This window comes from Mycolicibacterium wolinskyi str. Jessa 2025 (genome assembly GCF_049241375.1).
GTDB classification, from domain to species: domain Bacteria; phylum Actinomycetota; class Actinomycetes; order Mycobacteriales; family Mycobacteriaceae; genus Mycobacterium; species Mycobacterium wolinskyi.
The window spans coordinates 5,560,136-5,583,104 of the sequence record NZ_CP185960.1 but is presented as its reverse complement, the minus strand read 5'-3'; the positions used below and the strand labels follow the sequence as shown (position 1 = coordinate 5,583,104).

Genomic DNA, 22,969 nt, shown 5'->3' with positions numbered 1-22,969 from the left:
CTCCTACTTCTGGTCGGTGGCTTTGTAGGCGAGATAGCTTCGCTGGATCGCGATCTGGTCGGCGAGGTACTTGGCGTCGTGCCACACGCCCCAGATGAAGCTCGAACCGCGTCGCGACTGCCAGGGCAGGCCGAGGAAATACACGCCCGGTTCCGAGGAGACCCCGCGTTGGTGTTTGGGTCTGCCGCACTCGTCGAACGCGTCGACCTGCAGCCAGCCGTAGTCGAATGCGAAGCCGACAGCCCAGATGATCGATGTGATACCCGCCGCGGCGACGTCGAGTTCGAGGATCGGGTGGGTCACGCAGTCCGGGTCCGGGCCGAGTATGCGGGCCTGTGGCTCCTCGGGCAGGTCGAGGCCGTTGCGGGCGACGTAGGCATCGGCCTCGTCGAGCATGGAAAGGTAGTTCGCGTCGCCGCTTTCGATGTTCTTGCGCAGGTCTGGCGCAATACGCATGACGCCGTCGGCGAACGGACCTGCCATGCCGAGCAACGTGATGCCGCTGGCGGCCAGGGAGCGGAAGTCGACCGTGTGCCCGCCGTGCGCGCCGCTCACGGCGATGGTGACGTGCTCGGCGCCGCGCGGTGGAGTCGCCATGTCCCACTTGCCCAGAACACCGAGCCACCAGCAGAAGTCGCGCCCGCGGTAGCTGCGGGGCGGGCGGTCGTGCGGTCCGACCGCGAGGTAGACCTGGCGGCCCGACTGCTGCAATTCGTCGGCGATCTGCACGCCCGACGACCCGGCCCCGACCACCAGGACGGAGCCGTCCGGCAGCTGCTGTGGGTTGTGGTAAGCACTCGAGTGGATCTGGTGGATGCCCGCGCTGTCGGGGACGACCGGCGGGATGACCGGCTTCTGGAATGCGCCGGTCGCGGCCACGACGTAGCGTGCCTCGATGGGACCGTCGGACGTTTCTACGTGGAATCCCGCGCGGCCGTTGTTCTTCCGTACCGATCTGACCTCGACGCCGGTGCGGATCGGCGCGTCGATCTTCTCGGCGTACGAGACGAGGTAGTCGGCGACCTGCTCCTTGCCGGCGAAGGCGTCGGGATCGATGTTGAACTCCTGGCCCGGGAACCGGTCATGCCATGCGGGCCCGTTGGCCACCAAGGAATCCCACCGCCAGGAGCGCCAGCGCTCGGCGATCCGATCCCGCTCGACGACGAGGTGGGGCACACCGTGCAGCCCGAGATGCTCGCTCATCGCGATACCGGCCTGTCCCGCGCCAACCACGAGCACTTCGGTCTCTTGGCTCGACATCTCATCCTCCACTGTCAGCAAGTGTCGTTCGTCATTCCATGATTCAATTTGCCGCTGCATCTGTACAGCTCATATATCCGATGTAGTTCATCGCCAGAATCGATCTATGACGACATGAACGAGCCGAGCGGCGGCTTCACCTTCGAGTGCGAGGTCAAGCGGCGTCGATGCCGGTCATTCTTCGGGTTGTGCGGTGAGACAACCGGTTTTGCTGTGGCCGTCGGTGTCCAGGCCGGCCACGGTGGGATCGGTGCCCCGGCGCACCAGCAGCAGATAGATCGGGCCGGTGACGATCAGGCCGGCCAGCCAGGACAGATCGGCTCCGCCCAGGTGGTCGGCCACCGGTCCGGTGTACAAAGACGTTGCCATGAACGGGATCTGAACCGCGATGCCGACCACGTAGGCGATGATCGCGGCCTTGTTGTACCGGCCGTAGATGCCGCCGTCGAACCGGAATATCGACTCGAGGTCGTAGACGCCTTTGTGCACGATGTAGAAGTCGATGAGGTTGATGGCAGTCCACGGCACGAGTACCACGAGCAGTGCCACAACCAGATTGACGAAGTGCGAGACGAAGTCGGCGGACAGCGCGATGGCGACGATCGACGCGCCGACCAGGATCACCACGGACAGGATCACCCTGGCTCGTGCCGTGGGAATCCACCGCGCCCGGAAGGTTTGCACACTGGTGATGATCGACAGCACTGCGCCATAGAGATTCAGCGCGTTGTGGCTGATCACACTGAGCACGAAGAGTACGAGCATCGTGGTGCCGAGCGCGCCGGTGGTTGCCTTGACGCCGTCCATGGTGTCCATGCCGACCGGGGCGGCCAACGCGACGACGGCGCCGAAGGCGAAGGCCAGGAACGATCCGAGCACGCAGCCGAGATAGGTGGTCCAGAACGTCGATGCGACACCGACATCCTTCGGCAGGTAGCGCGAGTAGTCCGACACGTACGGCGCGAAGGCGATCTGCCAGAGTGCGCCCAGGGACACGGTGGCCAGCCAGCCCGCGAAGTTGAACCCGCCACGGCTCAGGAAGTCGGCCGGCAGGTCGGAGGTCAGGATCGCGAAAAACCCTGCTGCGATGGCCAATCCGAGCACCCAGGTTCCGATTCTGTTGAGGAAGTGGATCAACCGGTAGCCGATGATGCAGATCACCGCCGAGCCGACCGCCCCGAGGATGATGCCGACGTTCACCGGTACGGCTCCGGCGATGCCGTGGATGGACTGGCCGGCCAGGACGATGTTCGAGGCGAAGAAGCCGAGGTACATGACCGCCGCGATCACGACGATGATCAGGGCGCCCAGCGTGCCGAACTGGCCGCGGCTCTGAATCATCTGGGGGATGCCCATCTGCGGGCCCTGTGCCGAATGCAACGCCATCAGCGCACCGCCGATGACATGGCCGACGGCGAACGCGATCAGGCTCCACCACAAATCGAGGCCGAACAGGCTGGGCCCGAGCGCGCCGGTGACGATGGGCAGGGGTGCGATGTTGGTGCCGAACCAGAGTGTGAACAGGTCGCGCACTTTGCCGTGCCGGTCGGACGCCGGGACGAAGCCGATCGTGTGCTGCTCCAGCATCGGGGCAGTCTGGCCAGGAATGTCCGCCATGTGTTCCTCCGTGATGTGGGCCGGGTGAATCCGTCAGCCCGCGGTGGTGATGAGGACCACAATGAACCAGGGTCCATCGATCTGTAAAACACAAGTAATCGATGTAGTTTTTCTGAAAATCAGATGCTGGCGCGCCGCGATGGGCGGTGTCGCGGGCTCAGCTGCTCAGCAGCTTCTTCTGTACCTTGCCCATCGCGTTGCGCGGCAGCTCATTGAGAAAGACGATCTCGCGGGGCCGTTTGTGGTTCGACAGGCTGCCGGCAACGAATTCGATCAGCCGGTCGGCAAGCGCGGCCCGGTTCGCCGAGTCGGTGACGACATAGGCCACCACGCGCTGGCCGAGATCGACATCGGGTTGCCCGACGACAGCCACCTCGCGCACTGCCGGATGGGTCAGCAGCGCGGTCTCCACCTCGCCGGCACCGATGCGGTAACCGCCCGACTTGATCAGGTCGACCGATTCGCGGCCGACGATCCGATGGAATCCGTTCACGTCGCGGGTCGCGACGTCACCGGTGACGAACCAACCGTCGGGCATCCATGCGGCGGCGGTCGCCTCCGGCCGGTTCAGATAGTCGGTGAACAGCATCGTGCCGCGCACCTGCAACCGTCCGATGCTCTCGCCGTCGTGGGGTACGGCCTGCCCGTCCTCGGTGCACAGCCGGGCTTCGACGCCGGCCACCGGTTGGCCGACCGAGCCGGGCCGTCGTTCGCCGTCCGAGCGGGTGGACAGCGTGATCATGGTTTCGCTCATGCCGTAGCGCTCGATGGGTGAGCTGCCGGTGAGTTCGGTGATGCGCTGAAAGACGGGTGTCGGCAACGGCGCACTACCCGACACCAGCAGGCGCGCCCGGCGCAGCGCCCGCGCCGAATCCGCGTCGGATGCGATACGTGACCAGACCGTGGGCACGCCGAAGTACATGGTGCCCGCCGCGGCGGCGTAGCGCTCCGGGCGCGGTTTGACGGTGTGCACGACGCGCGAGCCGACCCGCAGGGAGCCGATGATGCCGAGCACCAGCCCGTGCAGGTGAAACAGTGGGAGGCCGTGCACGACGGTGTCGTCGGCGGTCCACTGCCATGCCTCGGCGACAGCGTCGATACCTGCCGCAAGGGCACGGTGACTGAGGTTGACTCCCTTTGGCGCGCCAGTGGTTCCGGACGTGTAGAGGATCATCGCGATGGCGTCGTCGGCCGGCGGACGAATTGCCCCGCCGGCGGGGTGCCCCCGCGTCGGGACGACCGGCAGGCCGGAGTCGGGATGTGCCGGCCCGGCCCAGCACGCGACATCGGCATCGGTGAGGACGTGGCGCAGCTCGGCGCTGCCGGAGTCGGGCGGGACGGGCACCACCGGGACTCCGGCCAGAAGGCATGCGGTGACGGCGATGACGGTGTCCAGCGTGGGCTGCGCGTGTACGGCCACCGGGCGCTCACTCGGCAGCGCGGCGGCGAGTGCAGCTGCCGCCGACACCAGTTCGTCCCGCGACATGCTCTGCTCACCGATGGTGATCGCCGCGGCCGTGTCCGCGGCGGACTCAAGTGACGTCAGCAGCATGGAAGGCCTTTCATCCGGTTACTACTCCGCCGCGCTTGAAGGTCTGCAGCAGCAGGGTCGAATGCACCGATTCGACGCGACCTTCCCACGGGCCGGTGGTCAGGAAATCGCGCAGCTCGGCGGTGTCGTGAGCCGTCACGTCGACGACGACGGGGTATTCGCCCATCACCATGGCGGCATACCGCACGAGAGGTGAACGGGCGAGCGTGGTTCCGATGTGTTCCGCGTGCTGGGGGGCGCACCGGATCCACAGCAGGGCCTCCACGGGCAGGCCGAGAAGTGCCGGGCCGACGACGGCGCGAATGCGAACGAAGCCGCGCTGGATCAGTTGGTCGATGCGCCGGCGGGCGGTCGCCTGCGAGAAGCCGGCGAGGGATGCGATCGTCTCGAACGGCGTGCGCCCGTCGGCGACCAGGGCATCGATGATGGCCCGGTCCACGTCGTCGACCTGCAGCCCGGTGCGGGTCTGTTCGGGTGGCACGTCGGGCAATTCGAGCGCGGCCACTTCGTCTGGAGTCAGCACACCGGCGCGCCACTCCGCGACCGTCCGGAAGTACTGGAGCACCGGGGTCAGCCGATGGGTGATGACGCCGTCGAGGTCCATGACGAGAAGGCTTGGGAGGGCATCGAACTCGGATGTCACCTCGGCGATGACCTCCGCGGATTCGGCCAGCGCGTACACGAACACGGTGTCCGGTCGGGCCGCCAGGGCGCGGGCCACCGACTGCACGGCGTCAGGTCGGCACTGCACCCGCAGCAGATGAGTCGGGGCCAGCGCGGTGAGCCCGACCACTTGTACCGTGCGGTCCTCGAGCAGCGCGGCCCCCCGCCGGGCGACGGTGCGGACGGGCTCGTCGAGCACCTCCGCGATCCGCCGCCACGACGCCCTGCCGTTGACTTGCAGAGCTTCGGTAATCCGAAGGGCGAGGGGGTCGAGCATTTCCAACGGTCGGGTCACCCCACCACAGGTACTTCAGATTTGACCGTGGTGCCAGCCGGTTTGGGGAGTCGGCGGCGGATCGCCTCGGCGACGATCAGGACGACGAGGTTGGGTCCCAGTGCGATGAACCCGGAATCCCAGCTGCCGATCGGGATTTCGAAGAACGTGATCCAGCTGACCACCAGAACACCGACGACGATGCCGGCCAGCACAGGAACGGCACCCACGGTGACGCGTCCGCGCAACGCGACCAGGATCGCGGGGGCGAGCTGGGTCAGGCCGCCGTAGGTGAGCAGCAGCAGGCTGGCGATGCTCGCCCCACCGAGCCCGAAGACGAGCGCGAGCGTGATGGCAGCCGCGACGACGACGGTGTTCATGCGCATCCGGGTCTTCTCGTTTCCGACCTTGATGAGGTTGCGCGACACCAAGGTTGAGATTCCCATCGCGATCGCGGCCGCAGGCACCATGGCGGCCGAGGCGCCGCTGATCGCGACGACGGCGACCAGCCAGTCCGGCAGCGTGTGTGTCGCGGTATCCAACAGCACGTGGTTGCCCGTGGTATCGGCAGGCAGGATCAGGATGGCGCCGAGGCCGACGATGATCGGAGCGAACAACAGCAGCTGATACAGCGCCAGCCACGTGTAGTTGCTGCGCAGGATCTCGCCGCTGCGGGCCGCGAACACCGGGGGCCACAGATGCGGAAAAACGTTGAGCCCGGCCCCGATCGAGGTGACGACGACCGCCGTGAGGAAGAACGTCGTGTCGTATCCGGGTGCCGACAGTGTCAGCAGCACAGGCTGGTCGCGGTGCACCTGGGCGAAGACGTCGGGTATGCCGGTGATCCCGAACGCAACGCCGCCGACCACGATGAGCAGCGCGACGACCATCAACGCGTCCTTGAGCACCGCGACCCGCGACACCCCGCGGATGCCGGCCCACACCACGAACACGATGACCAGCGCGCTGGCGATGACCATGGACAGTCCGCGGCTCGACTCGCTGCCCGTCGCCAGTTCGACGATGAGGCCCAGACCGGTGATCTGCAGTTCGAGATAGGGCAGCAGGAATATCGCGCCGACCACCGCGACCACCTTGCCCAGCACGGGACTGTTGAAGCGGTCGATGAAGAAGTCGGCCATCGTGAGGTAGCCGCGGCCTTTGCCGAGCTGCCACAGTCGCGGTGCGACGAAGTAGAGGCCGATCGCCGAAATGGACAGGTAGGCAAGGGCAAACGTGGCGCTGACACCGCCACCGAACGCGATACCGGACAGGCCGAGGAAGCTGAAGGTGGTGAGCGACTCACCGGCCTGCAGGAACCATGACCGCCACCGGCGGAAGCTGCGGCCGCTGACGGTCCATTCGTCGAGTTTCGTGGCGCGCCGGCCTGCGACCCCCAGCACGCCGATGGCCACCAGGCCGATGACGATGAAGACGGTGAGCGCGTTCACCGTTCGTCCCCGCCCGCGGCTTCGGCGTCGAGTGCGGCGCCGCCGTCACGTCGATAGGTGGCCTCGACGATCCGCAGGGCGACCACCGTGCCGACCACACAGATCGCGGTCCAGACGAGTACCGACGGGACGCCGAACCAGAGGTGCGGTCCGTTGACGAACGGCAGGAACGGCGTGATCAGAAATCCGAGGATCGGCACCGCGGCGATGGCGAGTCGTCGCGGGCTTGTCAGAACGGGGTGGGTCATGAGCGACACTCCAGGGTGGGTACGGGTCGCCGCCGGCCATGGCCGGTGGCTTCTTCAAAGGCCGCGGCCACCGCGAGCAGCATCTGCTCGGTGCGAGCGCGGGTGGCGATCTGCAGCCCGACCGGCAAGCCGTCGGAGGTGAACCCCGCGGGCACCGAAATCGCCGGGACGCCAAGGGTGGTGATCAGATAGCAGGACGCCATCCAGTCGAGGTACGTGTGCTGGGGCACCCCGGCGACCTCGGTCGGCCACAACTGGTCGGCGTCGAACGGCGCGACCTGGCTGACCGGTGCCAGCAACACGTCGTAGGTGTCGAAGAACGCGCAGGCCGCGCGTTGCAGCCGGGTCAGCTCGGCGAGCGCCCGGCCGATGTCGCGGGCAGTCCTGGCCCTGCCTTCGCGGATGTTCCATGCCAGATCGGCCTTGAATGCTTCTGGGGTGGCGTCGAGTTGGTCGCCCCACATCGCGTCGAACTCGACCGCGCGCAGTGTGCGGAAGCTGGCGTCGGCGCCGTCGAGGTCGGGACATGCCGGCTCGACGTGCGCACCGAGGTCCGCGAACACCGCGGCCGCGGATTCCAAGGGCGCCAGCACTTCTGCGTCGACCGGGATGCGGTCACCCAGGGTGGGTGCCCACGCGACCCGAAGTCCTTTCAACTCGGCCGGGTTCAGCGTGGCGAACGTGGCCGGGTCGTCGCTCAACGATGTCGGGTCATCCCGGTGAGGCCCGGCGATCACGGACAACAGCAGTGCGACATCGGCGACCGTGCGAGCCATCGGGCCTGCCGTCGCGAGGTTGGGGTATGCCCATGCCGCGCCCGGGTCGGGCACGCGGCCCGGTGTGGGGCGCAGGCCCACCACGTTGCAGAACGATGCGGGATTGCGCAACGAACCGCCCATGTCACTGCCGTCGGCGATCGGCTGCATCCCGCTGGCCAAGGCCGCGGCGGCGCCCCCGCTGCTGCCGCCTGCCGACCGGTCTATGGCGTACGGGTTTCGGGTGGTCCCGAAAATCGGGTTGAACGAATGTGATCCGGCCGCGAACTCCGGAACGTTGGTCTTGCCCAACCGAACTGCCCCGGCATCCTGGATGCGTCGGACGATCTCGTCGTCGGTTTGCGGAATCCAGTTGCTGTGCAACGGGGAACCGAAGGTCGTGCGCATGCCCGCCGTCGCGTGGGTGTCTTTGAACGCGATCGGCAATCCGTGTAACCGGCCCAACGGCTCGCCCGCCGCGCATCGGCGATCGGCTTCGGCGGCTGCGCGTTCGGCGCCGTCGACGTCAAGGCTCACGACCGCGTTCACCGCGGCGTTGCGCCGGTCGATCTGTCCGAGGTGAGCCGCGAGTACTTCACGTGCCGACACATCGCGGCGCCGCAGCGCCGCGGCCAGGTCGGTTGCGGTGCCAAAAGTCAATGAGTCGTCCACGGGTATCCGGTTTCTCTCCGCACCCCGCGCGGCGGGCATCGGTCGATGACCGCGCAGGGCATCACACGCGGGGCGCTCGGCGAGAGATCCCCGTCACAATGTCGATATGAGCCACAAAGCTAGCAAGAGAGATTGATTTGGACAATAGGCGAATGGAAATGATTGTTTGTGCCATATCGAGCTGCGATATGGAACTTCTGCGGCATGGCGGGCCGACCGGGGGATGTGCGCACGGAAGCGCCGCCGATGGGCGGCTCGCGCTCATCGGCAAAGGCGATCAAACGGCGTGACGGGACCCCGGGAGTGGTTCACCATGGGACCGCACGCGGGCGTCAGTGAAACCCCTTGCGGGGTAGATGAATTCGTACGACCGCCGGAACCGACACCGGCGGCGTGCGCGGGGCTACTCCGCCCGCAGTCGCGACTCCACGAAGCGCTCCAGGGACTCCCACTGCTCGACCGCATCGGCGTAGGGACCGGCCGGTTTGTCGGCCTTGTCCGGGTCGAGCACGTAGGCCACGAACGCACCGAGCGGTTCGTCGGTGCTCAGCGTCTCGTCGACGGTCTTGTCCTCGGAGTAGTCGCTGACATCGCGCAGCAGTTCGACGGCCAGCTCCAGCTGATCGCGATCGATCGCGTCGGGACCGTCGGCGATGTCGTCGGCGAGACCGCTCAGCACATAGACGTTCTCGTCAGAGACGTCGACGCGCAGTGACCCGTCGGTCGCCGCGGTACGGATGTCGTCGTAGGTGGCGAGATCCGACAGGTCGTGGTCGTGCTCGTCGGCCAGATAGCGGGCGAGCGCACGCTCCGAGCTGAACACGCTGATGCGGCCGTTGCGCCCGAGGAACACCGGTTCGTCATCGAGATAGCAGCGCAGCGTGTACACCGTGCCCGAACCGGTCATGATCCGCACCGGGTCGATGCCGACCTTGAGCCAGAAATCCTCATCGCCACCGAGCACGGCCCGGTCGTCGGCGCTCCGCTCGGTCTCCTCGGCCTCGTCCGTGTCGTCGGCGTCGCTGTCGTCGGCGACCGCCTCGACGCTGATGTCGTCCTCGTCTTCCTCGGGGGCAGGCTCCTCGAGCTCGGCTTCGGCCTTCTTGACCGCGTCGGCGTCGATGCCCTCGGGCACGGTGACGATCTCGTCGATGGCGTCGAGAACGCCGTCCCAGCCACGGCCGATCACTGCTTCGATCTCGGCCCAGCGCTTACGCCCGCTGCGGCCGGTGAACGATTCGATCCCGCCGCCCAGCGTGCCGAGCACCGGGTTGCCGTTGAAGAACTTGCTGATGGTCGCCAGCTCACACACCGAGCCGATCGACGACACGATCGCCAGGGTCTGGTGCAGGGCTTCCACCGACTCCTCGGTGGGCTTGTCGGCGACGACCTCGGGAACGCCGACGAGATCGTGTATGCGGTCCTCGGACGGGTCGAACTTATGTGCCGACGCCGCGGTCAATTTCTCCCACGCCGGGTGATCCGTCAGGTCGTTGTCGCTGTTGGTGCGGACGAACGCGGCGAGGTCAGCGACCGATTCGAAGGCGTAGAGGTCGTCGTCCTTGCCGAGGAAGGCCTCCCACTCGTCGCCGGCATCGCGCCAGCGCGGAGCCCACAGTGTGTAAAGGTCGCCCTTGGTCAGCCCGAGCCGGACCGGCACGATGTCAGCAGCCATGCGGCACAGCCTAACGGCGTGCCCCCGGCGTGCATTCAGGTTGCCTCCCGTTCGTGGCCGAGGTCGGCGACGAGACCATCCAGGAGCTGCCGCCGACGCGTTGCTGCGTCGTCCGCGTCGCGTAGACCGGCCAGGCCGTCGGCCGCACGTTCGAGTGCCATCAGCCGGCCACGCGCCCGCGCCATCGCGTCCTCGAACGGGCCGCTCATGCGGTCGGCCGCCAGAAACCCTGGAACCCCTGACCCGCGTTCGTGGTCCGGATCGGGGAGAGCTGAACCGGATCGCCTGCCTCGATCATCGTGTTGGCGCTCACGACCATGGCGACGTGTCCGTCCCACACCGCCAGGTCGCCGGGCCGCAGCGCATCCGCCGACACGGCCGCGCCGATGTCTTGTTCCTGGGCCAGCCGCGGGATGTTCAGACCCGCTTCGCGATACGCCCATTGGGTCAGCCCGCTGCAGTCCAGCCCGACGCCCGGGGTGGTGCCGCCCCAGTGGTACGGCACGCCCAGCTGCGTGAGGGCGTGCCGGACGGCGGACGCGGCCACCGAATTCGGGGCCAGCGCGCTGCTGCCGTCGGGTAGCCGGACGGCGACGCCGTCGCCGAACAGGCCTGGGTCGCGTAACGCGCTGGCGACCTCGCCCGGCGCAGGCAGGGACGAGGCGGGACTTCCGGCGCTGCCACCGGACCAGCCGCTCGACAACATGCCCGGCGACATGCCCGGCGACGTACCGAGCGAGGTGCCCGATGAGCCTCCGGAGAACCCGGCAGGGACGGTCGGAGCCGGAGCGCCGGCCGGCATGACTGCGACGGCCTGCCGGTCCATCTCGGCCCGGAGTTCGTCGATGACGGCGATGGCCTCCCGTAGTGAGCGCTGGGCTTCGGCCAGCAGTTCCTCGGGGACACCGGGTTCCTCGAGGTGCGGTTCCAACTCCGCGGCGCGGTCCTCGAAACGGTCGACGATGGCCTGCAGCCGGTCACTGGCGGACGACACGGCCCCGCCGGCCTGCTGCGCGCTCACACTGAGCGCCTCGGCCCGCTCGGCCAAGGCCGCGATCGTGTCGGTTGTCGTGGTGGCGATGTCGGCGGCCGCGTCGGCCGCCGCGCCCGACCAGCCGGTCCCGGCTTGGGTCCAGGACCGGCCGGCCGCGGCACCGATGTCGGCCAGTGCGGTGCATGCGGCATCGAGGGTCGTGACCGGCGTGGCGCCGGCCGGCCAGCCGGGGCCCACGAGCGCGCGAACCTCGTGCAGCGGTGCGGCGAGTGCGCTGACCAGTGCGCTCGTCACGGTCAGACCTGCGGCAGCAGCCCGACGGCCCGATCGCCCGCCGCATCGAAGGACGCCGCGTTGTGTGCGGCCGTGCGGCTCGCGGCCTGGACACGTTCACCCAGTGCCGCAACGGCATTGGACTGGTCCGACAGCGCGGCGGTGAACGCCGTCAGGAACCGGTCACCGACCGCGCCGAGCGCGTCCGGTGGCGACGGTATCGCCCGCAGGGTCGCGGCGACAGCTGCGAGGTCGGCCGCGTGGGTGACGTATGCGCGGCCAAGGGTGCGGATGGTGGCGGTGTCGGCGAGCATGACGTTATGACGCTCGCCGGCACCGTTCGGTTCCATCGCGTCAGGCGGCTACCCGCAGGTGCTTGCGTTGCTCCAGTTCGTCGTCGTCGACGAAGACGAGCATCGGCTTGCCGGGCGCGCACAGCATCGTGACGGTGAAGCGGACCGGGATGTCACTGCGGTTGTTGCCGTCCTGGTAGTGGATGGCGTCGCCGCCGGGTTCCCAGAACGCTTCGCCGGCCTTCACCACGCGCGGCGGCTGGCCTTCGAGCTCGAAGAGCATCTCGCCCTCCAGCACGTACCCGAACGCCGGCCCCGCATGACGGTGCGGTGGGGTGCCGGGATCTCCCGGCGGGAACTCGACGACGATCGTCATCGCGTGCGCGCCATCCGGGACTTGTGGCGGCTGGGCTTCCTGCACGACGGTGACGGCCGATTGCCAGGCGTCGCTCCACCAGTACTTCTTGGTGTCTGACATGGTGTTTCCTTTCAGATTGCCGCCCCGCCGCCGTCGGCGTGCAGGGTCGAGCCGGTGATGAAGCTGGAGCGTGGCGAGCAGAAGAACAACACCGCGTGCGCGATCTCCTCGGGCCGGGCGGTGCGGCCGAGCGGCAGCGCGCGACCCAGTTCCTCGTTCGTATCGCCCCACTCCGCCTCGACGCCTTCGGTTTTGGTGGGCCCGGGCGCGACGCTGTTGACCCGCACGCCCTGCGAGCCGAACTCGGCCGCCCAGGTGCGAGTGAGGGATTCGACCGCGGCCTTGGAAGCGCTGTAGGTCGACGCACCGGGAACGCCTTTCGACGCGACCATCGACGTGACGTTGACGATGCTGCCGTTCCCGCGCTTGAGCATCGCCGGCACGAGCGCGGCGACCAGGAAGTAGGTGCCGCGCACGTTGGTGTCGAACGTCCGCTCGAACGACTCGACGTCCTGATCGACTGTGAGCGCGCCGGGGAAGCTGGCGGCGTTGTTGACCACGATGTCGACGCCATTGCATTCTCGGGCAAGCGATTTCACCGACTCGATGTCGGACAGGTCCGCCTGCACGAAGTTGACGTTGTCGCCGAGCTTGGCGGCGGCCGACTCGCCTCGCTGCGCGTCTCGGCCGGTGATGGTCACCGTCGCGCCCTCGCTCGCCAGCAATTCAGCACAAGCCAGGCCGATGCCGGCGGTACCTCCGGTGACCAGGGCGCGATATCCGCTGAGTTCCATTGATTCCTCTCATTTTCCTGTGTGATCCCACGAAAGAGCTCGATCAGGCAGCGCATGCGGCTACGGCCGGCTGTGCCAGCTCGTGGTCGGACAGTGCCGCGCGCAGCCGTTCGCGTCCGCGCGAAATCCGGGACATCACGGTGCCCAGCGGGATTCCCATGAGCACGGCCGTCTCGGCGTACGTGTAACCCTCGATGTCGGCGTAGTACAGCACCCGCTGGAAACCTTCGGGCAGTGCCTGCAACGCCACTCGGATCTGGTGATCACCCAGTACGTCCAGCGCTTCGTCCTCAGCTGATCGACCGCCGGTGTCGGAGTGGATCGCGCTGCTGGCGATGTCGCTGTCGGTGATCTCGTCGACGCAGAAGGTGTCCGGGCGGCGCTGCTTCATCCGGTAGGTGCTGATCCACCGGTTGTGCAGAATCCGGAACAGCCACGCCCGCAGGTTGGTGCCCTGCCGGAATTTCCGGAAGCCCACATAGGCGTTCATGAGCGCGTCCTGCACGAGGTCCTCCGCGTCGACGTCGCTGTGGGTCAGTCGCCGCGCCGTACGCAGCAAGACCGGCCGAAACGGCATGGCTTCGCGTTCGAAGCGCGCCGCGAGTTCTGCGTCGGACTCGACGTCCACCGCCGAGACGATTTGTACCGATGTCATCGAAATCCCCGCTCCTGTCGTGGTGTGGCCATTTCAGATTCGTCCCTGTGGCCCCGTAGCGGACCCTTGAAAGTCCGTGGTCTCCGTGGTCCGGGGGGTGACCACGGGTGGGCAGCCCAGGGCACGGCCGACGCCTCATGTGTCACTCCCGCCTCGCGGGCGTGCGGACCGCCGGTGAGGCACGGCGCCATGGCGTGGCCGGCCGGTTGTGGGCGAACACGACGATGCAGTGGGGCGCCGCGAACGGGCGGACCGAGGGGTGTGCGCTACTCGACCAGCTTCCCGTGTGACGACACCTCGCGCATGAGTGCCGAAATACCGTGTGGGATATCGGGAATCGGTTCGCGGGCGAGCTTACCCGGACCCGACCAGACCAGGTTGACCTGTAGGGATTCGTCGATGTCCGGGTAATCCGAGCGGTTGTGGCAGCCCCGGGTCTCGCGGCGTTCCAGCGCCGCCTCGAGCGTCGCACGCGCGGCGAGAATTCCGGATCTCAGATCGAATGCATGTGCCAGATCGTGGAACCCGGCGATGTCGGGATGGACGGCCAAGTCGGTCAACTGGCTCTCGACATCTTCGAGTTTGCGCAGACCCGCCCGCAAGCCGGCGTCGTCGCGGACCACGCCGGCGTGCTCGGTCATGATGTTGCGCACGGAACGCTGGAGATAGCGCACGGTCTGCGACCCGCGGCCGGACAAGGTGGCGTCGATCTCGTCGCGAGCCCTGGATACGGCTGTGGGACTGCGCTGTTGCGCCGCAAGTCGCGTCGAGTACGCGGCTGCTGCCCGGCCGACGATCCGGCCGTAGACGAGAAGTTCGATGAGCGAGTTGCCACCGAGCCGGTTGGCGCCGTGCAGACCGCTCGCCGCCTCACCGATCGCGTACAGCCCCTCCACGTCGGTGCTGTGGTCCTCGGCGCGCACCCACACTCCGCCCATCGAGTAGTGGGCGGTCGGCGCGATCTCCATCGGGGTGGTGGTGATGTCGAGCAACTGCAGTTCCATGAGCGTCTGGTAGACGCGGGGCAGGCGATGCATGATCTGGGTCCGCGGCAGATGGGAGACATCGAGCCAGACGCCGCCGCGCGGGGTGCCGCGGCCCTCGCGGATCTCGGTGTAGGCAGCCAGGGCAACCCGGTCGCGGGTCGACAGTTCCATGCGTTCGGGGTCGTAGCGCTCCATGAATCGTTCGCCGAGGTTGTTGCGCAGGATGCCGCCCTCGCCGCGGGCGGCTTCCGAAACCAGCGTTCCGGCAGCGTCTTCGGGCTCCAGCAGGCCCGACGGGTGGAACTGGACGAGTTCGGGGTCGCGGATGCGTCCGCCGGCCTCCAACGCCAACCGGAAGGAATCGCCGGTGTTCTCGTCACGTCGCGACGACGTGTGGCGCCAGATGCGAGTGTGGCCGCCTGCGGCGAGAATCACGGCGTCGGCATGGATGGTGTACCGCGTGCCGTCGCACAAGTCGAAGCCGTACGCGCCGAAGACGACGTTGTCGCGGACGAGGAGTCGCGTGATGTAGACCGAGTCGAGGATCGGCACGGCGAGCTGTTGGGCCCGGTCCACGAGGGTGCGCTGCAGTTCGAGACCCGTGTAGTCACCGGCGAATGCGGTGCGGCGGAACGTGTGCGCGCCGAAGAAGCGCTGCGAGATCCGGCCGTCCTGTTCGCGCGCGAAAGCCATGCCCCAGCGCTCGAGATCCGCGATCGACTCCGCGGCATATTCGGTCACGATCTGCACCGTCACGGGGTCGGCGAGCAGATAGCTCTCGGTGATGGTGTCCGCGGCGTGCTGCTGCCAGCTGTCCTCGGGGTCGACCGTGGCCAGCGCCGCGTTGATGCCGCCTGCCGCCAGTGTGGTGTGCGCATCGGCCTTGGGCCGCTTGCCGACGGCCAGCACATCGATTCCTCGCTCGGCCAGTTCGATCGACGCTCGCAGCCCGGACCCGCCGGTACCGATGACGAGCACGGAGGTGGCTATCTGCTGCACGGAATCGTTCACAGTCGGTCAAACGCCGCGCGGCCCGCCTTTGTATCCGGATGAATCCGCGACCGCTGCCGGGCGACCGATTAAGGTCGGCGCATGGATGTACGCGTCGTCGATCACCCCTTGGCCGCCGCGCGGTTGACCACCCTGCGGGACGAACGCACCGACAACGCGGCGTTCCGGGCGGCGCTGCGGGATCTGACACTCATGCTGGTGTACGAGGCCACTCGCGACGCCGCGTGCGAGCAGATCCCGGTGCGCACCCCGCTCGTGGAGACCACCGGTTCCCGGCTGGCCAATCCACCGCTGCTGGTGCCGGTGCTGCGGGCCGGCCTGGGGATGGTCGATCAGGCGCACGCGCTCATACCCGAGGCGCAGGTCGGTTTCGTCGGCGTCGCCCGGAACGAGGAAACTCACCAGCCCACACCGTATTTGGCCTCGCTGCCCGACGATCTGAGCAGCCGGTCGGTGTTCGTGCTCGACCCGATGCTGGCCACCGGCGGGTCGATGGCGCACACGATCGGCCTGCTGCGGGAGCGCAACGCCGTCGACATCACCGCGGTGTGCGTGGTGTGCGCGCCCGAAGGCATTGCCGCGCTAGAGGCCGTCGCGCCCGACATGCGACTGATCACCGCGACCGTCGACGAGGGGCTCAACGAGATCGCCTACATCGTTCCCGGTCTCGGTGACGCGGGGGATCGCCAGTTCGGGCCCCGCTGACGCGCGGTCAGGTACGGCCGCGACAGGATGAGCGCGATGGCTGTCGCGACCACCAGCACGTAAACCGGCAGCAGGTGGATGAAGTTCGTGTAGCCGATCGCGTAGTGCACGGCGAGCGCCGGGACCGTGCCCGCGATGAACCCGGCCAGCAAGGTCCACCACACCCAGCGCTCACCGCGGCGAAACCCCCACATCGCGATCAGTGCCACGGCCAGGCCGGAACCGATCAGTGCGCCACCGAAACCGGCACGGTCGTGGGCGATGAACGGCACGAGCTGAGGATCGGCGCTGCGCAACGCGTCCCCATGGGTGTGCATGTACTGCAGATCGGTGGGCACGAACACGTCGCTGAGCCCCACCAGTGAGATGACCAGCCCGGCGACGGCCAGCCCGCCGCCAACGCCGATGATGATCAGTTGTGCCCACAGCGCGCGGCGGCGCTCCGATTCGGGTCCGTCCGGCAGGGCCCGCCACCGCGGCGGGTACGGCTTGTTCCACACCGCGGCCAACAGCATGGGGAACAGCACGACCACCACCACGGTGTGCAGGGGATCGACGAAACCGGTTCCCACGAAATAGAACAGCGTGAGAAAGGCGACCAGGCCGGAGATCAGCATGACGTTGCGGGCCCACACCCGGCCGCGTCGCAGGCCGCCCCAGGACAACCCGACATACAGTGCGCCGAGGCCGATCATGTTGCCCGCCATGCTGATCCGGTCATGGCGGATGAAATGGACGAGGTTGGCGTTGATACGGCGCAGATCGTCGACACCGAGACCGAGGTAGTCGCGATCGTAGCCGAGCAGCACCGGACCGGCCGCGATGGCTCCCGCGCCGACGCCTGCGACGATCAATCCGATCCCGGCGAGCGTGCCCCACACCCAGGACGGCCAGCGCACCGGATTGGGCCCGATACTGCGCAAACCAGGTGGCTCTTCGGTCGGTGTCGACGCTTCGATGACACGGTTGAACCAGCCCGGCCCGCTGTCGAGCAATACCGACGGTCGCGCCAGCACGACGGCGTCCGAATCGGCCAGGGCGGCCACGGCGGTGTCGATGTCAGGGTCGGTCAGATAACGGCGGTGCGGTGGCGTACCGACGATGACCTCGTCGACGTGCGGTGCGACGAGGTCGGCGACGTCGGAGGATTCCGCGTGGGCGACGACGTGACAGCGGCGCCCGGCCGCGGCGTCGCGCACGGTCCGGACATCGGCGGCCGTCACGGGCGAGATCTCGACGATGCTCGCGCCCTGTACCGGCAGCACGCGGATCGCGTCGCGCGCGACAGATGGCGGGACGACCGCGCCGAACCGGCCCGTCCACTCCTCGGGTACCGCTGGATGATCGAACACCCGCGGGATCCAGCGATGCCCGCCTGCGGCGACCAGCGTGGCCAGAAAACGCAACGCCCACCGCCGGGTGCGTTGTTCGCCGAGTACCGCAGCCGCGACCGGGCGCAACGGCTGGTATGTCCAGTCGGGCATCGACGGTCTCGGCTACCAGCGGTTGGCGGCGTCGGCGAGTTCGGCGCTCAGCTTGTTCGCCCGTCCCCGGGCGGCGGCCAGATCCTCGGTGGGTGCGCACCGAACTTCGGTGTAGGACTTGAGTTTCGGTTCGGTGCCCGACGGGCGGACCACCACACGGATGCTGGTTCCGGAGTCCTCCCCAGTGAAGATCAGTGCGTCGGTGCGGTGTTGGCCGCGCCGGTCGAGGAGGTCTTCGGCGGTGACGGCGAATCCGGCGAGTTCGGTCGGCAGATCGGAACGCAGACGCATCATCGCCGCTTCGGCATCGTCATCGGGATCGTCCAGGTGACGCGACACCGCGCGTGTGACGTGCACGCCGTGGACCCGGGCCAGGTCGTCGAGCGCGTCGAGCACCGTGCGGCCCTGATCGCGCAGCGCGGCGACCAGATCGCACGCCAGGATCGCGGCGGTGATGCCGTCCTTGTCGCGAACAGCGGCCGGATCGACGCAGTGCCCGATGGCTTCCTCGTAGGCATAGACCAGGGTGCTTCCCGGTGCGCCCGCGCGCGCCAACCATTTGAAGCCCGTGAGGGTTTCGGTGTGGTGGGCGCCGTGTGCGGCGGCGATGGCGGCGAGCATGCGCGACGATACGACGGTGCTGGCCACAACGGTGGCCTCGCTGACCGGCCCGGGCTCCACCTGCGACAGGATGTAATCGCCCAGCAGCCAACCCGTTTCGTCGCCGGACAGCATGCGCCAGCCGTCGGGTGTGGGTACTCCGACCGCGCACCGGTCGGCGTCGGGATCCAGCGCGATCGCGATGTCGGCCGAAACATCGGCTGCCAGGCTCAGGAGTTCGTCGACGGCGCCCGGCTCCTCCGGATTCGGGAAGGTCACGGTCGGGAAGTCCGGATCGGGATTGAACTGTGATTCGACCATGTAGACGTCGTCGAGGCCCGCCAATGCCATTGCGTCCAAGATGAACTCGCCACCGACGCCGTGCAGCGGTGTGACGGCCACCCGCACCGAGCCGGGGGCGCGGCGCACCCGCGCAGCCCGCTCGAGATAGGACTTGATCTGGGCCAGGCCACCCGTTCGGACCGGGACCCGGCGGATCTCGTCGGCATGCGGCGCGCGGCTTACGGCGTCTTCGATCTCGCGGTCGGTGGGGGAGATGATCTGCATGCCGCCGTCGAAGAACACCTTGTACCCGTTGTCGGACGGGGGGTTGTGCGACGCGGTGATCTGGATGCCTGCCGCGGCGGGCATGTGTCGCACCGCGAACGCGACGACCGGCGTCGGGACGGCCGCCAGCATCAGCAGCACCTCGAACCCTTCGGCGGCAAGGACTTCCGCGGCGGCCAGCGCGAATTCGTCCGACTGGTGGCGTGCGTCGCGGCCCACCACCACCTGCGAGCCGCCCAAACCCCGGTCTTTGAGTACGTGCGCGACGGCCCACGTGGTGCGCAGCACGACGGCAAGGTTCATCCCGTCGGGCCCGCCGCGCATCGGGCCGCGTAGGCCCGCGGTGCCGAATGTCAGGGGGTGGCTGAACCTTCGGTCGAGTTCATCGGGACTGCAGGCCCGCAATTCGGCGGCGGTCTGCGGGTCAGGGTCGTGGGCGATCCAGTCGTGGGCTGCTGTCGCAATCGACGTCATGAGGCAAGTGTGCCCCCACCGGCCTCCGAGTAAGCAAGCTTGCGCAGCACCGGCGCGACGAGCATCAGCAGATCGAACTCCAGATCGGTGAGGTTGTCGCGCATCGTCGCGTGCAGCCAGGCGTCGCGTTCGGCACGATCCGCCTGCAACAGCGCGGTGCCCGCGGCGGTGATGTCGATGAGTTGACGGCGGCGGTCGTTGTCATCGGGGCGCCGGGCGATCAGACCCCGGCCGAGTAGTTCGTTGATGCTGTCGGTCAGCGATTGCACCCGCACGTGCAGGCGCGCCCCGAGTTCGGCCGGGGTGGTGGTGCCGGTCCGGCTGACCTCGCCCAGAAGTTCCATCTGGCTCAGCGTCAAGCCGTGGTCGGGCCGGTGCCGCCGCATCTGACGGGTCACCGCCATCATCGACTCCCGCAGCTCAGTGGCTGACGTCGCGATCATTACCAAGTTATACCTTGGTAACCGTTGGGTTGTCACGGATATCGATCCAGGCTGAAGTGGTTCATTGTCAAGTTTGTGCTTACAATATGGGGGCCTGGAGGTTGAATGCGACGAATCCTGCGGTGGGCTCTGCTTGTGGTGGTGACGAGCGCCGTCACGGTTCCGCTCACCCTCGTCGGCGTCCCTTCGGCAGCCCTGTTCGCCGCGCTGGCGGTCGGTGTCGCCTTGGCGTTGGCGTCGCTCGCGCCTGATCGGGTGCCTCGTCGGGCCGGCGTGTTGGCCCAGGGTGTGCTCGGCGTCTACATCGGCACCATGGTTCATCAGGACGCCGTCGACGCCCTGCGCTCCGACTGGTTGATCGTGCTCGTGATCGCCGTGGCCACGCTGCTACTCAGCGTGGTGGCCGGGGCGTTGCTGGGTCTGCATCGCGATGTCTCACCGCTCACCGGATCGCTCGCGCTGGTCGCAGGCGGCGCGTCCGGACTGGTGGCCATCGCCCGCGAACTCGGTGGCGATGACCGCGTCGTCTCCGTCGTGCAATATCTACGGGTGGCGCTGGTCACCGCGACCATTCCGCTCGTCGTGACACTGGTCTTTCATGCCGACCGCTCGCACCCCGCTCCGATGGCGCCCCAAACCGCATCGGCGTCTTGGTATCTCAGCCTGGCCATGATCGCCGTGCTGGTCGCGGTCGGTGCGGTGGGCGGAAAGTTGATCCGGTTGCCCGGCGCCGGGCTGCTCGGGCCGCTCGCGCTGACCGTCGTGCTGCAGTTGACCGGCCTGTCGTTCGGGCTGACCGTGCCGACCGTACTGGTGCAGGCCGGGTACATGGTGATCGGCTGGCAGGCCGGCGTGGCGTTCACCCGCGAATCACTGCGGGCCATCGGTCGCATCCTGCCGCTGGCACTGGCTCTCATCGTGGTGCTCGGCGTGGCGACCGCGGGGCTCGGTGTGGTGCTCGCGAACGTCACCGGGGTGACTCAACTGGAGGGATACCTGGCCACCAGCCCCGGCGGCGTGTACGCGGTGCTGGCCACCGCGGTGGAGACCGGGTCGAACGTCACGTTCATCATCGCCGCCCAGGTGTTGCGGGTGCTGCTGATGCTGTTCGCGGCGCCGCTGATGGCCAGGGGCGTGGCCCGCCTCAGCCGTCGTCACGCCGTCGACGAGCCGGTCGCGGTCGCCACCCGGCGGTAGATGATCGGTTGGGCGGCAACGTCGTTCGCCTTGAAATTCGCGAGCACGAACGTGCGGAACGTGCGAGCGAACAGCAGGCTCGGCAGAAAATCGCGCAGCGCGGGCCAGCTCGCGTGGTTCACCACGCTGTAGTCGTTCTTCTCGCCGGGCAGTGGGCGCAGCAGGGTCGAGTCGGCCAACGCGGTGTGGCGCTGGAACCAGCCCGCGGTGTACTCCCAGACGTCGTACACGGTTTCGGCGTCGTCGCAGTGGAAGTAATTGAACAGAAACCAGCGGTCACTGCTGTGATCGACATCGGCGATGCGGGCGGCGTTGCCTGCCGCGACCCGATACGTATGCCGCGCGCTCTGCTGGATCACGGCCGCCATGGAGCGGTAGGCGTCGTCGTCGCGCACCGCGTCGGCGGCGTCCGGGGTAGCGGTGCGCACAAGGACCACGACGTCGTAGCGGGCCGGCCGCACACCTGCGTGCCGTAACAACTCCGAACCCTCGCCAGGCGGTCGCAACGTCCCTCTGAACACGACGGTTTCGACGACGTCGTCGCGCTGGGCCAGCTTCTCGGCCGATGCGGCGAGCCGCGCGATCAGCCGGTGTCGTGCTCGCGAAGGAGCGGCGATCGGGCCGGCCCAGCGGCCGACCTCGGCCGCGATGACCAGAAATCCGTTGGGCGTAGGTTCCGTCAGGCGCGCCGTGACGGCGAGGTGATCGTTCACGAGTTCCATCAGTTTCTCCTTCCTCGGCGTCAGCGACGGTCCAGGCCGGACAGTCGCCAGGCCAACGTGCGGCGCACGGCGGGTAGCTTTCCGGCCACTCGCATCACGCGGTTGCGGATCGCGCGGCGGCGCGCGGTCGCCAGTTCGGTGAGCCGGCTCGCCATCGCGACCACACCCTCCGCGGTGCGGTGACGGCTTGCGGCGTACTCGTCGAGCACGCTGTCGGGGCTGCCGGTCAGCACTTGCGCGAGGCTCTGCGCGACCGCGACGGCGTCCTCGATGCCGAGGTTCATGCCCTGCCCGCCCGCGGGCGAATGCACATGTGCGGCGTCTCCGGCCAGCAGGATGCGGTTGTGCCGGAACGAGTCGGCGATGCGGTGGTGGACCCGGAAGCGCGAGCCCCACACGACACTTTCGACGACGGCGCGCCGGGCAACCGGTCCGCGCTCGTCGAGCAGGCCCTGCACGAATGCGACGTCGGGGTGTTGCGGCGCCTCGTCGACGGTCGCGACGATGCGGTACATCCCGTCGGGCAGCGGCGCGACCACCACCAGGCCGGCCGGTGAGAAATAGAGGATGACCTCGTCGGCGGGCACGCCGCCCGAGAGCCGGACGTCGGCCAGCGCGAAGGATTCGGCATAGGTGCCGCCGGTGAACGCGATGCCCGCTTGCTCCCGAACCGTGCTGTGCATGCCGTCGGCGCCCACGAGGTATCGAGCGGTGATCTGCTCGCCATCGGCGAAGATCGCGACGACATGCGTGTCGTGCTGAGCGATCGCGGTGACGGTGGCCGGGCGGATGACCTTTCCGCCCAGCGCTTCCAGGCGATTGAGCAGGAACGCCTCGGTGTCGGCCTGCGAGATCATCAGCGTGTACGGGTAGCGCGTGGGCAGGTCGTTGAACGGCACCCCGATGAGAAGGGCGTCGCGGTCGCGGATCGTGAACGTCGGTGTGTGCACGCCACGCGCGACCAGATCGTCGACCACGCCGTAGGGCTCCAAGAGCTCGAGTGTGTGTGAGTGGACGACGGCCGCCCGGGAGGTGTTCGCCCCTTCGGCTTGGCCGTCGACCACGACCACGTCGTGACCGAGTTGGGTCAGCACGATCGCGGCGGTCAGTCCGACCGGTCCGGCCCCGACGATCAGCACATCTTTCATGTCTGTTCCTCGCTTCCGCTTTGTCAACAACTGTTGGT

The 22,969-nt window shown here is 68.0% G+C and carries 22 protein-coding genes; 2 read left to right on the top strand and 20 right to left on the bottom strand.

Features of this window, described 5'->3' with window-relative positions:
- Positions 1–3 precede the first annotated feature (3 nt).
- From ACOI2T_RS27620 to ACOI2T_RS27550, 15 genes are all read right to left on the bottom strand, one after another.
- Positions 4–1,260: a flavin-containing monooxygenase gene (locus tag ACOI2T_RS27620; protein ID WP_409504591.1), complete on the bottom strand. Its 1,257-nt coding sequence runs from the start codon at positions 1,258–1,260 to the stop codon at positions 4–6.
- Positions 1,261–1,434: 174 nt separating this feature from the next.
- A complete protein-coding gene (locus ACOI2T_RS27615; protein WP_409504590.1) occupies positions 1,435–2,877 on the bottom strand; it encodes a purine-cytosine permease family protein in 1,443 nt (480 codons plus the stop codon).
- Positions 2,878–3,034: 157 nt separating this feature from the next.
- Positions 3,035–4,429 carry an acyl-CoA synthetase gene (locus ACOI2T_RS27610; RefSeq protein WP_409504589.1) on the bottom strand — a complete coding sequence of 465 codons (1,395 nt, stop codon included), beginning with the start codon at positions 4,427–4,429 and terminating at the stop codon, positions 3,035–3,037.
- A 10-nt stretch (positions 4,430–4,439) separates the two neighbouring features.
- On the bottom strand, positions 4,440–5,387 hold the full coding sequence (locus ACOI2T_RS27605) for an Lrp/AsnC family transcriptional regulator (RefSeq protein ID WP_409504588.1): 948 nt from the start codon (positions 5,385–5,387) through the stop codon (positions 4,440–4,442).
- On the bottom strand, positions 5,384–6,817 hold the full coding sequence (locus ACOI2T_RS27600) for a sodium:solute symporter family protein (protein ID WP_067843081.1): 1,434 nt from the start codon (positions 6,815–6,817) through the stop codon (positions 5,384–5,386). The genes ACOI2T_RS27605 and ACOI2T_RS27600 overlap by 4 nt, the downstream gene beginning before the upstream one ends.
- Complete coding sequence (locus tag ACOI2T_RS27595; RefSeq protein WP_085146872.1) at positions 6,814–7,065, bottom strand: hypothetical protein; 252 nt, start codon at positions 7,063–7,065, stop codon at positions 6,814–6,816. Before ACOI2T_RS27595 ends, ACOI2T_RS27600 begins: the two co-directional genes overlap by 4 nt.
- Complete coding sequence (locus ACOI2T_RS27590; protein WP_409504587.1) at positions 7,062–8,492, bottom strand: amidase; 1,431 nt, start codon at positions 8,490–8,492, stop codon at positions 7,062–7,064. Before ACOI2T_RS27590 ends, ACOI2T_RS27595 begins: the two co-directional genes overlap by 4 nt.
- Before the next feature lie 403 nt (positions 8,493–8,895).
- Positions 8,896–10,167 carry a protein export chaperone SatS gene (satS, locus tag ACOI2T_RS27585; protein WP_409504586.1) on the bottom strand — a complete coding sequence of 424 codons (1,272 nt, stop codon included), beginning with the start codon at positions 10,165–10,167 and terminating at the stop codon, positions 8,896–8,898.
- A 35-nt stretch (positions 10,168–10,202) separates the two neighbouring features.
- Positions 10,203–10,376 carry a hypothetical protein gene (locus tag ACOI2T_RS27580; RefSeq protein ID WP_409504585.1) on the bottom strand — a complete coding sequence of 58 codons (174 nt, stop codon included), beginning with the start codon at positions 10,374–10,376 and terminating at the stop codon, positions 10,203–10,205.
- A complete protein-coding gene (locus ACOI2T_RS27575; protein ID WP_409504584.1) occupies positions 10,373–11,455 on the bottom strand; it encodes a C40 family peptidase in 1,083 nt (360 codons plus the stop codon). Before ACOI2T_RS27575 ends, ACOI2T_RS27580 begins: the two co-directional genes overlap by 4 nt.
- 2 nt (positions 11,456–11,457) lie before the next feature.
- On the bottom strand, positions 11,458–11,784 hold the full coding sequence (locus tag ACOI2T_RS27570) for a hypothetical protein (protein WP_409504583.1): 327 nt from the start codon (positions 11,782–11,784) through the stop codon (positions 11,458–11,460).
- A 4-nt stretch (positions 11,785–11,788) separates the two neighbouring features.
- Positions 11,789–12,205, bottom strand: coding sequence for a cupin domain-containing protein (locus ACOI2T_RS27565; RefSeq protein ID WP_409504582.1), 417 nt, complete (start codon positions 12,203–12,205; stop codon positions 11,789–11,791).
- An 11-nt stretch (positions 12,206–12,216) separates the two neighbouring features.
- Positions 12,217–12,939 carry an SDR family NAD(P)-dependent oxidoreductase gene (locus ACOI2T_RS27560; protein ID WP_409504581.1) on the bottom strand — a complete coding sequence of 241 codons (723 nt, stop codon included), beginning with the start codon at positions 12,937–12,939 and terminating at the stop codon, positions 12,217–12,219.
- Positions 12,940–12,982: 43 nt separating this feature from the next.
- Entirely contained in the window at positions 12,983–13,594 is a 612-nt protein-coding gene (locus ACOI2T_RS27555) for a sigma-70 family RNA polymerase sigma factor (protein ID WP_067843101.1), read from the bottom strand.
- A gap of 266 nt (positions 13,595–13,860) precedes the next feature.
- On the bottom strand, positions 13,861–15,579 hold the full coding sequence (locus ACOI2T_RS27550; protein WP_409504580.1) for an L-aspartate oxidase: 1,719 nt from the start codon (positions 15,577–15,579) through the stop codon (positions 13,861–13,863).
- Positions 15,580–15,672: 93 nt separating this feature from the next.
- Here ACOI2T_RS27550 and upp point away from each other — a divergent pair, with 93 nt between their 5' ends.
- Positions 15,673–16,296 carry a uracil phosphoribosyltransferase gene (upp, locus tag ACOI2T_RS27545; protein WP_067843104.1) on the top strand — a complete coding sequence of 208 codons (624 nt, stop codon included), beginning with the start codon at positions 15,673–15,675 and terminating at the stop codon, positions 16,294–16,296.
- On the opposite strand, the gene ACOI2T_RS27540 is transcribed toward upp, so the two are convergent.
- Genes ACOI2T_RS27540 through ACOI2T_RS27530 form a run of 3 tightly spaced genes read right to left on the bottom strand, consistent with a single transcriptional unit; the run spans position 16,242 to position 19,864 of the window.
- Positions 16,242–17,780, bottom strand: a complete 1,539-nt coding sequence (locus ACOI2T_RS27540) for a hypothetical protein (RefSeq protein WP_409504579.1) — start codon at positions 17,778–17,780, stop codon at positions 16,242–16,244. The genes upp and ACOI2T_RS27540 overlap by 55 nt on opposite strands.
- 12 nt (positions 17,781–17,792) lie before the next feature.
- Entirely contained in the window at positions 17,793–19,421 is a 1,629-nt protein-coding gene (locus ACOI2T_RS27535) for a phospho-sugar mutase (protein ID WP_409504578.1), read from the bottom strand.
- The gene (locus tag ACOI2T_RS27530; protein WP_067843113.1) at positions 19,418–19,864 is read right to left on the bottom strand and encodes a MarR family winged helix-turn-helix transcriptional regulator; all 447 of its coding nucleotides are present in this window, start codon (positions 19,862–19,864) and stop codon (positions 19,418–19,420) included. The genes ACOI2T_RS27535 and ACOI2T_RS27530 overlap by 4 nt, the downstream gene beginning before the upstream one ends.
- A gap of 105 nt (positions 19,865–19,969) precedes the next feature.
- Between ACOI2T_RS27530 and ACOI2T_RS27525 the strand changes: the two genes are divergently transcribed.
- Positions 19,970–21,061: an AbrB family protein gene (locus ACOI2T_RS27525; RefSeq protein ID WP_409504577.1), complete on the top strand. Its 1,092-nt coding sequence runs from the start codon at positions 19,970–19,972 to the stop codon at positions 21,059–21,061.
- Here ACOI2T_RS27525 and ACOI2T_RS27520 read toward each other — a convergent pair.
- Together ACOI2T_RS27520 and ACOI2T_RS27515 are read right to left on the bottom strand one after the other, a co-directional pair.
- Positions 21,019–21,783: a hypothetical protein gene (locus tag ACOI2T_RS27520; RefSeq protein WP_409504576.1), complete on the bottom strand. Its 765-nt coding sequence runs from the start codon at positions 21,781–21,783 to the stop codon at positions 21,019–21,021. The genes ACOI2T_RS27525 and ACOI2T_RS27520 overlap by 43 nt on opposite strands.
- Positions 21,784–21,803: 20 nt before the next feature.
- The gene (locus ACOI2T_RS27515; RefSeq protein WP_409504575.1) at positions 21,804–22,931 is read right to left on the bottom strand and encodes an FAD-dependent oxidoreductase; all 1,128 of its coding nucleotides are present in this window, start codon (positions 22,929–22,931) and stop codon (positions 21,804–21,806) included.
- Positions 22,932–22,969: the final 38 nt, after the last annotated feature.